Origin of the sequence: Serratia sp. H402Y, from assembly GCF_051172415.1 — a bacterium.
GTDB lineage: Bacteria > Pseudomonadota > Gammaproteobacteria > Enterobacterales > Enterobacteriaceae > Serratia > Serratia ureilytica.
The window spans coordinates 2,669,360-2,681,801 of sequence record NZ_JBPIYZ010000001.1 but is presented as its reverse complement, the minus strand read 5'-3'; the positions used below and the strand labels follow the sequence as shown (position 1 = coordinate 2,681,801).

The 12,442-nt window shown below is 62.7% G+C and carries 12 protein-coding genes; 10 read left to right on the top strand and 2 right to left on the bottom strand.

Going from position 1 to position 12,442, the window contains the following annotated elements:
• The first annotated feature begins 63 nt into the window (after nt 1-63).
• Nucleotides 64-573 carry a DUF1097 domain-containing protein gene (locus ACSBQS_RS12935; protein ID WP_033643854.1) on the top strand — a complete coding sequence of 170 codons (510 nt, stop codon included), beginning with the start codon at nt 64-66 and terminating at the stop codon, nt 571-573.
• Here the strand turns inward: ACSBQS_RS12935 and ACSBQS_RS12930 are convergent.
• Nucleotides 553-1,536, bottom strand: coding sequence for a LacI family DNA-binding transcriptional regulator (locus tag ACSBQS_RS12930; protein WP_197749439.1), 984 nt, complete (start codon nt 1,534-1,536; stop codon nt 553-555). The genes ACSBQS_RS12935 and ACSBQS_RS12930 overlap by 21 nt on opposite strands.
• Nucleotides 1,537-1,804: 268 nt before the next feature.
• On the opposite strand from ACSBQS_RS12930, the gene idnO reads away from it, so the two are divergent.
• The 8 genes from idnO (at nt 1,805) to menE (ending at nt 10,066) form a co-directional block, all read left to right on the top strand.
• Nucleotides 1,805-2,569: a gluconate 5-dehydrogenase gene (gene idnO, locus ACSBQS_RS12925; protein ID WP_033643852.1), complete on the top strand. Its 765-nt coding sequence runs from the start codon at nt 1,805-1,807 to the stop codon at nt 2,567-2,569.
• A 23-nt stretch (nt 2,570-2,592) separates the two neighbouring features.
• On the top strand, nt 2,593-3,624 hold the full coding sequence (idnD, locus tag ACSBQS_RS12920) for an L-idonate 5-dehydrogenase (RefSeq protein ID WP_033643851.1): 1,032 nt from the start codon (nt 2,593-2,595) through the stop codon (nt 3,622-3,624).
• A gap of 81 nt (nt 3,625-3,705) precedes the next feature.
• On the top strand, nt 3,706-4,017 hold the full coding sequence (gene elaB, locus ACSBQS_RS12915; protein ID WP_033643850.1) for a stress response protein ElaB: 312 nt from the start codon (nt 3,706-3,708) through the stop codon (nt 4,015-4,017).
• 380 nt (nt 4,018-4,397) lie between these two features.
• Nucleotides 4,398-6,074: a 2-succinyl-5-enolpyruvyl-6-hydroxy-3-cyclohexene-1-carboxylic-acid synthase gene (gene menD / locus ACSBQS_RS12910; RefSeq protein ID WP_197665952.1), complete on the top strand. Its 1,677-nt coding sequence runs from the start codon at nt 4,398-4,400 to the stop codon at nt 6,072-6,074.
• On the top strand, nt 6,071-6,841 hold the full coding sequence (gene menH / locus ACSBQS_RS12905; RefSeq protein ID WP_033643848.1) for a 2-succinyl-6-hydroxy-2,4-cyclohexadiene-1-carboxylate synthase: 771 nt from the start codon (nt 6,071-6,073) through the stop codon (nt 6,839-6,841). Before menD ends, menH begins: the two co-directional genes overlap by 4 nt.
• A gap of 11 nt (nt 6,842-6,852) precedes the next feature.
• Nucleotides 6,853-7,710, top strand: coding sequence for a 1,4-dihydroxy-2-naphthoyl-CoA synthase (gene menB / locus ACSBQS_RS12900; RefSeq protein ID WP_033639797.1), 858 nt, complete (start codon nt 6,853-6,855; stop codon nt 7,708-7,710).
• Nucleotides 7,710-8,693 (top strand): o-succinylbenzoate synthase, encoded by a 984-nt coding sequence (menC, locus tag ACSBQS_RS12895; protein WP_197749440.1) that lies wholly within the window; start codon nt 7,710-7,712, stop codon nt 8,691-8,693. Before menB ends, menC begins: the two co-directional genes overlap by 1 nt.
• On the top strand, nt 8,681-10,066 hold the full coding sequence (gene menE, locus ACSBQS_RS12890; RefSeq protein WP_072627284.1) for an o-succinylbenzoate--CoA ligase: 1,386 nt from the start codon (nt 8,681-8,683) through the stop codon (nt 10,064-10,066). The genes menC and menE overlap by 13 nt, the downstream gene beginning before the upstream one ends.
• Before the next feature lie 44 nt (nt 10,067-10,110).
• Here menE and katA read toward each other — a convergent pair whose 3' ends face one another.
• Complete coding sequence (gene katA / locus ACSBQS_RS12885) at nt 10,111-11,547, bottom strand: catalase KatA (protein WP_033651930.1); 1,437 nt, start codon at nt 11,545-11,547, stop codon at nt 10,111-10,113.
• Nucleotides 11,548-11,885: 338 nt separating this feature from the next.
• Here katA and ACSBQS_RS12880 point away from each other — a divergent pair, with 338 nt between their 5' ends.
• A complete protein-coding gene (locus ACSBQS_RS12880; RefSeq protein ID WP_033643844.1) occupies nt 11,886-12,425 on the top strand; it encodes a YfaZ family outer membrane protein in 540 nt (179 codons plus the stop codon).
• The last annotated feature ends 17 nt before the right edge of the window (nt 12,426-12,442 follow it).

Here is a 12,442-nt window from a genome sequence, read left to right as displayed (position 1 = left end):
TATCGCATAAATTGGCCTGTTTTCGGGTAAACTGCGCGCTTTCTTTTTGCTGCAGGTCACTTTATGAACGTTCTTTTCGCCATTGCCGTCACCACCGGGATCCTGTCCGGCGTTTGGGGATGGGTTGCCGTCAGTCTGGGCCTGATCGGTTGGGCCGGTTTTCTCGGCTGCACGGCCTATTTCGCCTGCCCGCAGGGCGGCCTGAAAGGGCTGTTGATCGGCGCGTTGACCTGCTGCAGCGGCGTTTTCTGGGCAATGGTCATCATCCACGGCAGCGAACTGGCGCCGCAATGGAATTTGCTGGGGTATCTGCTGACCGGCGCCGTGGCGTTCTTGATGTGCATACAGGCCAAACAGCAATGGCTGGGGTTCGTGCCCGGCACCTTTATCGGAGCCTGTGCGACCTTCGCCGGCGGCGGCGACTGGCCGCTGGTGACGCTCTCTTTGCTGGTGGGCCTGCTATTCGGCTATGCGATGAAAAACAGCGGGCTGTGGTGGGCGGCGCGCAGCGAAAAAGCCCGCGCCGCACAGCCGGTCAGCCGGCATGCCGGCTCAAACGGTGCCGCCGAGTGAGAGGCGGTAGTGCAGATCGAGACGCTCGGCGCAGGGCTCGCCCGCGATCCGCTGCAGCAACAGTTCACTGGCGGCCTTACCCATCTCAAAGCGCGGCGTGATCACGCTGGCGATGCCCGGCGTGGTCGCCTGGCCGATATCCAGACCGTGAAAACCCGATAGCGCAACCTCCTGCGGCACGCGCACGACGAGACGCAGGCAGGCCTGCAACACGCCTACCGCCAAATCGTCGTTGGTGCACAGGATACCGTCCAACTGCGGGTAGCGTTCGCGCGCCATCGTCAGCATGTCGGCGCCGATCGAAACCGATGAGACCCGATGCGGCGTGATCTGGCGCGGCGTTTGCCCCTGAGCCGCCATGGCGCGGCAGTAACCCTGGTAACGTTTAATGTCGCGGGCGTCGGACATGGCGCCAAAGTAAACGATATGGCGTTTGCCGCTGGCCAGCAGCGCGGCGGTCATGTCATACCCCGCCTGTTCATTGTCGAATCCCACCGCGATCCGCCCCGGCGGCGCGTCGAGATCCATCACCTGCGCGATGGGAATTTTCGCGGCGGCGAGATAGGTCTCAGCGCGCAAGGTGTGCGCCGAATCGGTGAGGATTAGCCCGGCGATTGGATAAGCCAGCAGCTGTGCAATCTGCTCTTCTTCCCGCTGCGGGCTGTAATCGTAGTTCACCACCAGCGTTTGGTAACCCCGCGCCTGGGTGACGGATTCGATGCCGGCCAGCAGATCGGCGAAAATCTGGTTATTGAAAGAGGGGATCAACACGCCGATGCGCGGTTTTCTGCCGGCCTGTGCGGTATCGGCGTCAGTGATGTTCAGCTCCCGCATGACCTGCGCAATGCGTTCGGCGGTGTCGGCCGCCACTTTGTCCGGCGTGCGCAGAAAACGGCTGACGGTCATTTTGGTCACGCCGGCCAATTGCGCGATGTCCTGTAGCGTTACGCGGGGGTGTTTCATTCGGTAGCCTTAACGGGCGGCGCGGCAAGGGTGGATAGCGGTATGTTAACAAATCGATTTGGTGATAACAATGCATGCGATTTTATTGAAAGTGGCTATTTTTCAATTGGATAGATTGGTTTTGTTCTCTCACTGTCTGCGTGAGTTCACGTTAAGGGTAACAGGGTTTCGTAACATTATTTTCAGTGATTTCCATCACGTTTTTACCGGTAACAATCGGCTGAGATAGAGGCCTGTCCGATTGGAGGCCTGAAGGCCGGGAATTACCATGAACAACCTGTTTTCTCTGGATAACAAAACCGTCTTGATCACCGGCGCTTCGCGCGGCATCGGTTTTCTGCTGGCGCGCGGCCTGGCGCAGCAAGGCGCGCATATTCTGGTCAACGCCACCACCGAAGAACATGCCCGGCACGCCGCCGATCGCTTGCGCGAAGAGGGGCTGCGCGCCGACGCGGCGGCGTTCGACGTCACCGACTCTCAGGCGGTGCATGCCGCCATCGGCCGTATCGAAACGGACATCGGCGCGATAGACGTGTTGATCAACAACGCCGGCATCCAGCGCCGTCATCCCTTCACCGAGTTCCCGGAGCAAGACTGGGACGACATCATCGCCGTCAACCAGAAGGCGGTCTTCATTGTGTCGCAGACCGTGGCCCGTTACATGGTGCCGCGCCGGCGCGGCAAGATAGTCAATATCGGCTCGATGCAAAGCGAGCTGGGGCGGGACACCATCACCCCTTACGCGGCGTCCAAAGGGGCGGTGAAAATGCTGACGCGCGGCATGTGCGTGGAGTTGGCGCGTTACAACATTCAGGTCAATGGCATCGCCCCCGGCTATTTCAAAACCGAGATGACGCAGGCGTTGGCCGACGACCCGGCCTTTACCGCCTGGCTAACCCAGCGCACGCCCGCCGCGCGTTGGGGGGATCCGCAGGAGCTGATCGGCGCGGCGGTGTTCCTGGCCGCCGACGCTTCCAGCTTCGTCAACGGGCAACTGCTGTTTGTCGATGGCGGCATGTCCGCCGCGGTGTAATCCCTCTTTCGTGGAGTGTTGAGATGAAAATTCAAACCCAGTCCTGCATGGTCAACGGCAAACGAGACGTGGCGGTGATCGCGCAAGAAGTGAATTATCAGGGGCAGGGCACGCTGGTGAAAATCCGCCGCGGCGGCATCTGCGGCTCGGACCTGCATTACTTTCAGGAAGGGAAGGTCGGCAATTTTCAGGTACGCCAGCCGATGGTGCTGGGCCACGAGGCGATCGGCGAGGTGGTCGCCAGCGATTCGCCGCAGCTGGCGATCGGGCAGAAGGTGGCGCTCAATCCCAGCAAACCCTGCGGGCAGTGCAAATATTGTCTGGCGCAGCAAAGCAATCAGTGCGTTGAAATGCGCTTTTTCGGCAGCGCGATGTATTTCCCGCACGTCGACGGCGCTTTCACCCAATACAAGGTGGTGGATAGTGCGCAGTGCATTCCTTACGCCGCCGATCGCGACGACAGGGTGATGGTATTCGCCGAACCGCTGGCGGTGGCGATCCACGCGGCGAAACAGCCCGGCGCGGTGAAGGGTAAAACGGTTTTCGTGTCCGGCGTCGGCCCGATCGGTTGTTTGCTGGTGGCGGCGCTGAAAGCGCTGGGCGCCGCCGAGATCGTCTGCGCCGATCTCAGCCCGCGCTGTCTGGCGCTCGCCGGCCAGATGGGGGCGGACCGCTGTCTGCATGCCGCAGACGACGATTTCAGCGTATATCAGCAACACAAAGGCTATTTCGACATCGCTTTCGAGGCAGCAGGGCATCCGACGTCGCTGCAGCGCTGCCTGGAAGTCACGCGCGCCAAGGGCACCGTCGTGCAGGTCGGGATGGGCGGCAGCTTCCCTGATTTCCCGCTGATGCTGTTGATCGCCAAGGAGTTGAATCTGCTCGGCTCCTTCCGCTTCGTGGAGGAATTCGCGCTGGCGGTGGCCTGGCTGGCCGGCGATGTGGTCGATCCGCTGCCGCTGCTGTCGGCGGAGTTCGCCGGGGACCAACTGGCGCAGGCGCTGGAGTTTGCCGGCGACAAGCGCCAGGCCGCCAAGGTGCAATTAGTGTTTTAGGGTAAAAGTCCGATGGCCGCAGGTGACGATCGTTGTCTATAGTGTAGGAACGCTTAATTTTTCAACCACGGAGATCTCACGATGGCAAGACATACGGATGCTGAGCAAACTACGCTGGATGACGATCTGAGAATGCTGACCGAAACGCTGGAAGAAGTGTTGCAATACAGCGGCGATCGCGCGGATCAGGCCTACATCGACATCAAGTCGCACGCCGAGCAGGCGCTGAGTGAGGTCAAGGCGCGCTGGGTGAACACCGGCGAATCCTACTATGCCCGCGCCAAAGAAGCGGTGCACCGCACCGACGACTATGTGCGGGATAAACCCTGGCACAGCGTGGGCATCGGCGCCACCGTCGGGCTGGTGCTGGGGCTGCTGCTGGCCCGCAAATAAATTACGCCCCAGGGGCGGCGCAAGCCGCCTCGTTCTTTTCTGCAGACTGTGTTCTTCATCCCGCTGTTTCTCCGATAGTTCTTCCATATCCCGCCTATACTTTCCGCTAGCCGCCGCAGGCGGGGCGCTATTCCCCTGTTTTTTGTGCGGACGGATTGAGGCCATGTCGCCGCAGGTGTAAAGTGTTTGTGTATTTATTGTTTATTTTTTGTTATAAATCAAATAATTATCTGGTGTAAACACCCAGGGATATACGGCGTTTTTGCGCTGGCGCAAAAGCCGTGAAAATAACACCTCATATAATACAGAGCGTAACTACAGGCGCGGCGTCCGTCGGCTGCGCCGGGGACGATCTCTGCTAACTGACTTGTGAGCGAACTATGTCGACAAGTGTTTTTAATCGCCGGTGGGCGGCTGTGCTGCTCGAGGCGCTGGCCCGCCATGGGGTGCGGCATGTTTGTATCGCTCCGGGATCGCGCTCCACGCCGTTGACGCTGGCCGCTGCGGCCAACCGATCTTTTATCTGTCATACCCACTTTGATGAACGCGGGCTCGGCCATTTGGCGCTTGGGCTGGCGAAGGCGGCGCGTGAGCCGGTAGCGGTGATTGTCACGTCCGGCACCGCGGCGGCGAACCTTTACCCGGCTTTAATCGAGGCCGGCCTGACCGGTGAGCGGCTGGTGTTTCTCACCGCCGATCGGCCGCCGGAACTGATCGACTGCGGCGCCAATCAGGCGATCCGTCAAAACGGCCTCTACAGCAGCCACCCGACGTTGGCGATCGATCTGCCGCGTCCTACGCCGGATATTCCGGCCGCGTGGCTGGCCTCCAGCGTCGACAGCGCGATGGCGCGCCTGCAGCACGGCGCGTTGCATATCAACTGCCCGTTCGCCGAACCGCTGTACGGCGGCGATGAACGTCAGTATGCCGATTGGTCCGCCGCGCTGGGCGACTGGTGGCAGAGCGATCGGCCTTGGCTGCAGGAAAGCGAGACGCGTGCGGCGCCGTCGCCGCAGCCGGACTGGTTCTTCTGGCGGCAAAAACGCGGCGTGGTGCTGGCTGGCCGCATGAGCGCGGAAGAGGGCGCACAGGTGGCCGACTGGGCCGAGACGCTGGGCTGGCCGCTGATCGGCGATGTGCTGTCGCAGACCGGGCAACCGCTGCCCTGCGCCGATTTATGGCTCGCTCATCCGCAGGCGCAGCGCGTGTTGCAAGACGCGCAGCTGGTGGTGCAGTTCGGCGGCAGTCTGACCGGTAAACGCTTGCTGCAGTGGCAGGCGCAGTGTCGGCCGGAAGAGTATTGGGTCATCGACGAGCTGCCGGGGCGGCTCGATCCAGCCCAGCACCGGGGGCGGCGTCTGCGTGCCGGGGTGGCGCAGTGGTTGGCGCAGCATCCGGCGCAACCGCGCGCGCCGTGGGCCGCCGGGCTGGCGGCCTTGGCGGATAAGGCGCTGACGGCGGCGTCCACGCATCTGCACGATAACTTTGGCGAAGCGCAGCTGGCGCACCGCCTGCCGGAACTGCTGCCGGAGAACGGCCAGCTGTTTCTCGGCAACAGCCTGGTGGTGCGACTGATCGACGCGTTAACCACGCTGCCTGTCGCTTACCCGGTATTCAGCAACCGCGGCGCCAGCGGCATCGACGGTCTGATTTCCACTGCCGCCGGCGTACAGCGCGCCACCGCCAGGCCGACGTTGGCGGTGGTGGGCGACCTTTCCGCGTTGTATGACCTCAATGCGCTGGCGTTGTTGCGCCACTGTTCGGCGCCGACGGTGCTGATCGTCGTCAATAACAACGGCGGCCAAATTTTCTCGCTGTTGCCGACGCCGGACGAGGAGCGCCAACGCTTTTACTGCATGCCGCAGAACGTCGAGTTCAGCCACGCGGCGGCGATGTTCCAGCTTGACTACGCGCGGCCGGAAAACTGGCGCCAACTGCAACAGGCGGTTGAGCAAGGCTGGCGGCGCGGCGGCGCCACGCTGATAGAACTGCAGGTGTCGCCGAGCGCAGGGGCCGAAAGCCTGCAATACCTGGTGCAACAGATGGCGGTGCAATGATGCTGGCGACGCGAATTTTGCAACAGGGCGAAGCGGGGCGTCCGTGGCTGGTCTGGCTGCACGGCCTGCTGGGCAACAACAATGAATGGCGGGTGATCGCCGCGCGTTGCCCGGAATGGCCGTCGCTGGCCATCGATCTGCCCGGCCACGGCGATTCCGTGGCGGTGAGCTGCCGCGGCTTCGACGACATCAGCGCGCAAATCGCCGCGACCCTGCAACTGCGCAATATTGAACGTTATTGGCTGGTGGGTTACTCGCTCGGCGGACGCATCGCCATGTATCACGCTTGCCACGGCCGCCATGACGGCCTGCAAGGCGTGATCGTCGAGGGCGGCAATCCGGGGCTTGAGGACGAACAACAGCGCCGCGATCGTTGCGAGCAGGATGCGCGATGGGCGGCGCGTTTTCGCAGTGAGCCGATTGCCGAAGTCCTGGCGGACTGGTATCAGCAGCCGGTGTTCAAAGAGCTTAGCCATGTGCACCGCCAGGCGCTGATCGCCGCGCGTTCGGTCAACAGCGGCCCGGCGATTGCCGACATGCTCGAAGCCACCTCGCTCGGCAGACAGCCTTATCTGGCGCCGCAGCTGCGCCAACTGACCGTGCCGCTGCGGGTGCTGTGCGGTGAGAACGACCCCAAATTTCAACGGCTGGCGCGCGACGCCGGGTTGCCGTTGCGCATCGTGCCGCAGGCCGGCCACAACGCGCATCTGGCCAATCCGCAGGATTTCGTCGCCGAGCTGCAGACCTTTCTCGTTAACCCTGGTTAAAGGAACCGAACATGCTTTATCCGAATGAAGAACACCTGTATGCCGCCATCGCCTGGCAGGATTGCACCGGCGATTTCGAAGACATTCTGTATCACAAGTCCGCCGACGGCATCGCCAAAATCACCATCAACCGGCCGCAGGTGCGCAACGCGTTTCGTCCGCAAACGGTCAAAGAGATGATCGACGCGCTGGCCAACGCCCGTTACGACGACGGCATCGGCGTCATTATTCTGACCGGCGCCGGCGATAAGGCCTTCTGCTCCGGCGGCGATCAGAAAGTGCGCGGCGACTACGGCGGCTATCGCGACGACAGCGGCGTACATCACCTCAACGTGCTGGACTTCCAGCGCCAGATCCGCACCTGCCCGAAGCCGGTGGTGGCGATGGTGGCCGGCTATTCGATCGGCGGCGGCCACGTGCTGCACATGATGTGCGATCTGACCATCGCGGCGGATAACGCCATCTTCGGCCAGACCGGCCCGAAAGTGGGCTCGTTCGACGGCGGCTGGGGCGCGTCTTACATGGCGCGCATCGTCGGCCAGAAGAAGGCGCGCGAAATCTGGTTCCTGTGCCGCCAGTACGACGCCGCCGCCGCGCTGGACATGGGCCTGGTCAATACCGTCGTGCCGCTGGCCGATCTGGAAAAAGAGACGGTGCGCTGGTGCCGCGAAATGCTGCAGAACAGCCCGATGGCGCTGCGCTGCCTGAAGGCGGCGCTGAATGCCGACTGCGACGGCCAGGCCGGTTTGCAGGAGCTGGCGGGTAACGCCACCATGCTGTTCTACATGACCGACGAAGGGCAGGAAGGGCGCAACGCGTTCAACGAGAAGCGCCAACCGGACTTCAGCAAATTCAAGCGTAACCCGTAATGAGCGGGGCAAACCGCAGCGCGGCGCTATACCGTTACAGCCTGCCGATGGAGGCGGGCGTGGTGCTGCGCAATCACCGGTTGAAAATGCGTGACGGATGGGTGGTGCAGCTGTGTCAGGGCGAGCGTGAAGGTTGGGGCGAGATCGCGCCGCTGCCGGAATTCAGCCGGGAAACGCCGGCGCAGGCCGAACAGGCCGCGTTGGGCTGGCTGCAGGCGTGGTTGGCGGGCAACGAACCGGAGCACAGCGCGCTGCCCTCGGTGGCCTTTGGGCTCAGCTGTGCGCAGGCCGAGCTGGAGCAGCGTTTGCCGATGCAGGCGGATTTTCGCAAGGCGCCGCTGTGCACCGGCGATCCGGATGAGCTGTTCGAGACATTGAGCGCTTTGCCGGGCGAGAAAGTCGCCAAGGTGAAGGTGGGGCTGTATGAGGCGGTGCGGGACGGCATGATCGTCAACGTGTTGCTGGAGGCGCTGCCGGATCTGCGGCTGCGGCTGGACGCCAACCGCAGCTGGACCCGCGCCAAGGCCGACGGCTTCGCCAGGTACGTTAACCCGGCGTGGCGCGATCGCATCGCCTTCCTGGAAGAGCCCTGCAAGACCCGTGATGAATCGCGCGACTTCGCCCGGGCGACCGGTATCGCCATCGCCTGGGATGAGAGCGTACGGGAGGCGGACTTTGTGGTGCAGGCCGAGCCGGGCGTGGCGGCCATCGTGATCAAGCCGACGCTGGTCGGCAGCCTGGCGCGTTGCCAGACGCTGGTGGCGCAGGCGCACGCGGCGGGCCTGACGGCGGTGATCAGTTCCAGCCTCGAATCCAGCCTGGGGTTGACCCAGCTGGCGCGCATTGCCCATTGGCTGACGCCGGATACCGTGCCGGGCCTGGACACGCTGGGGTTGATGCAGGCGCAGGTGCTGCGCCCGTGGCCGGGCAGCGCGTTGCCGCTGCTGGATGTCTCGGCGCTGGAGTGCCTATGGCGCCGTTGAACGATTGGCCGTGGCGGCACTGGGCGCGCACTCAGCCGCAGGCGACGGCGCTGATGCTCGGCGAACAACCGCTGAGCTGGCTGGCGTTGCAGAGCCAGGTGGATGAGCTGGCGGCGGATTTCCAGCATCAGGGCGTTGAACCGGGCTGCGGTGTGGCGCTGTGCGGTAAAAACAGCTATCCACTGCTGCTGGCCTATCTGGCGCTGTTGCAGTGCGGCGCACGCCTGTTGCCGCTCAATCCCGCCTTGCCGACGCCGCTGCTGGCGCAGCTGTTGCCGGAATTGGATATGACCTTTGTCTTCGGCCCGGACTCGTTGCCGGCGCTGCCGGAAGACGTGATTCGATTGACCCCGCCGTCGACCGAGCCGCGTTGGCCAAACCTGCCGACGTGGGATGCGCAGCGTCTGGCGACGCTGACGTTGACTTCCGGTTCCAGCGGCATGCCGAAAGCGGCCGCGCACAGCTATGCCAACCATCTGGCCAGCGCCGCCGGGGTGTTGGGGCTGATGGCGTTTCAGCGCGAGGATTGCTGGCTGCTGTCATTGCCGCTGTTTCACGTCTCCGGACAGGGCATTGTCTGGCGCTGGCTGGCTGCGGGCGCCCGGTTGGCGGTGCGCGAGATGCACCCGCTGAACGAGGCGTTGGCGGGATGCACGCATGCCTCGTTGGTGCCGACCCAGCTGTGGCGGCTGCTGGCGCAACCGCTGGCGGGCATGACGCTGAAGGCGGTGCTGCTCGGCGGCGCGATGATCCCGGTGGAACTGACCGAGCGGGCGGAGGCGGCGGGGATCCGCTGCTGGTGCGGCTACGGGCTGACCGAACTGGCCTCCACGGTGTGCGCCAAGCGCGCCGATGCGCGGCCGGGCGTCGGCCTGCCGCTCGATGGCCGCGAAGTAAAACTGGTGGATGAAGAGGTCTGGATCCGCGCCGACAGCCTGGCGCTCGGCTACTGGCGCCATGGGCATCTGCAGCCGTTGGCCGATGAGCAGGGCTGGTTCCCGACCCGCGATCGCGGCGCGATGATCGAGGGGGAACTGCGAATTCTCGGCCGGCTGGACAACCTGTTTTTCAGCGGCGGCGAAGGGGTGCAGCCGGAAGATATCGAACGCGTGCTGGCGGCGCATCCGCAGATCACGCAGGCGTTTGTGGTGCCGGTGGCGGACGCCGAATTCGGCCAGCGGCCGGTGGCGGTGATCGACGGCGATCCGTCGCTGTCGCTGGCGACGCTGCTCGCCTGGTCGCAGGATAAGCTCGCCAATTTCCAACGCCCGACGGCATTGCTTCCGCTGCCTGACGAGCTGAAAAACGGCGGCATCAAGATTTCGCGCCGCCGGTTGCAGGCGTGGGTGGCGGAGCGCCTGCGTCAGGCATAAAAAAAGCCGCCCGAAAGGGCGGCTGAGCGAAGGATGACGGCGGGTTATTTCAGTCCCAACGCCTTGGCGACGCCGGCGCCGTAGTCCGGGTGCACCTTGGTGAACAGCTCGACCTGACGGCGCTGGATGTGTTCCGGCACCTGCGACAGTTCGCCGGCGATGCGGGTGAACATGCGCTGGTGCTCTTCGGCGCTCAGCAGGTTGAACAGCGCGCGCGGCTGGCTGTAGTAATCGTCGTCTTCACGATGATTCCAGTGGTCGGCCGCGCCTTCAATGCTCAGCGGCGGTTCGCTGAAGTCCGGCTGCTCTTGGAACAGGCCAAAGCTGTTCGGTTCGTAGGTTGCGCCGTTGCCGCTGTTGCCGTCCACGCGCATCGCGCCGTCGCGATGATAATTGTGGAACGGGCATTTGGCGCCGTTCACCGGGATCTGGTGGTGGTTGACGCCCAGGCGGTAGCGGTGCGCATCGCCATAGGAGAACAGGCGGCCCTGCAGCATTTTATCCGGCGAGAAACTGATGCCCGGCACCACGTTAGCGGGGTTCATCGCCACCTGCTCAACCTCGGAGAAGTAGTTGTCGGGGTTGCGGTTCAGCTCGAAAAAGCCGACGTCGATCAGCGGGTAGTCGCCGTGCGGCCAGACCTTGGTCAGATCGAACGGGTTATACGGCGTCTGCGAGGCTTCGTGTTCCGGCATGATCTGGATCTGCAGTTTCCAGCGCGGGAAGTCGCCGCGTTTGATCGCATCGAACAAATCGCGCTGTGAGCTTTCGCGATCCTTGGCGATGATCGCTTCCGCTTCTTCATCCATCAGGTTTTCAATGCCTTGTTCGCAGCGGAAGTGGAATTTCACCCAGAAGCGCTCGTTGGCGGCATTGATAAAGCTGAAGGTGTGGCTGCCGAAACCGTGCATGTGGCGGTAGGACTTGGGAATGCCGCGATCGCTGAAGTCGATGGTCAGCTGGTGCAGCGATTCCGGCAGGTGAGAGAAGAAATCCCACTTGTACACCGGATTACGCAGGTTGGTATGCGGATCGCGTTTCACCACGTGATTGAGATCGGGGAATTTCAGCGGATCGCGCAGATAGAACACCGGCGTATCGTTGCCCACCAAATCCCAGTTGCCTTCTTCGGTATAGAACTTCATGGCGAAACCGCGAATGTCGCGTTCGGCGTCGGCCGCGCCGCGCTCACCGGCGACGGTGGAGAAGCGGATAAACATGTCGGTCTGCTTACCGATTTCGGAGAAGATCTTGGCGCGCGTGTAGCGGGTGATGTCATGGGTGACGGTAAAGGTGCCGTAGGCGCCGGATCCTTTGGCGTGCATGCGGCGCTCGGGGATGACCTCGCGGTCGAAGTGGGCCAGTTTTTCCAGGAACCACACGTCCTGCAACAGCATCGGGCCGCGTTTGCCCGCGGTGATCACGTTATTGTTATCGACAACCGGGGCGCCGGCTGCGGTGGTCAGTCCTTTCTTGCTCATCACTTGCTCCTTATCGTAGTGCAGTTAAGTAAAGACTCGGGCGGTTTAAGCGTTCATCAGCATAGTCCTTTGGCGGGGCTTCTTCCCCTGACCTTGGTCAAAGCCACTACTAGTTGTAGCCCTATTGCCGAGCGACGGCAAATAGGTCTCGGTTATCGTTGGCATCGCCTTGACGAATATGGATTTTTGTTTGCAAATTTTTACATTTATTTGATTATTGAAGAATTTTTTCGCTTTTATCCCTTAAATACTCATTGCGCTTTGGTATAGACTCATGACGTTATTATTTTGCGTTGATTCGATCATTCGGTACGGATGACAAACCAGAGGGAAAGATGATGAAAAAGACTTGGGTCGCGTGCGCGGCAGGATTGCTGTTTGTGACCGGCGCGGCGAACGCCATCAGCGTGTCGGGCGAAGCCGGGCAACACTACACCAACCTGGGCGTTGGCATGAGCACCGGCTCTTCAGGTCTGGGCCTGACCGGCAACTGGGCGCGCAGCGACCATGACGGCAACGTCGGCAGCGTGGGGTTGAACTTCGGCGTGCCGCTGGGGCCGTTGACGGCGACCGTGGGCGCCAAAGCGCTGTACCTCAGCCCGAAAGACGGGAAAAGCGGCGGGGCGGTGGCGCTGGGCGGCGGCCTGGAGTGGGAAATTAACCGCTACTTCAGCTTGCACGGCGAAGGTTACTTTGCCCCTGAGTCTTTCACCAGCGGCGTGAAGGCCTATAACGAAGCCAGCGGCGGCCTGCGCTGGAAGTTCCGTCCGCTGAGCGTGGACGTGGGCTACCGTTACATGCAGATGGAAGGCAAAGACGGGCGTCGCGACAACACCCTGGCCGATGGCCCTTATGTCGGTGTCGGTCTGAGCTTCTGACGCTCAGCAAAAAGGGG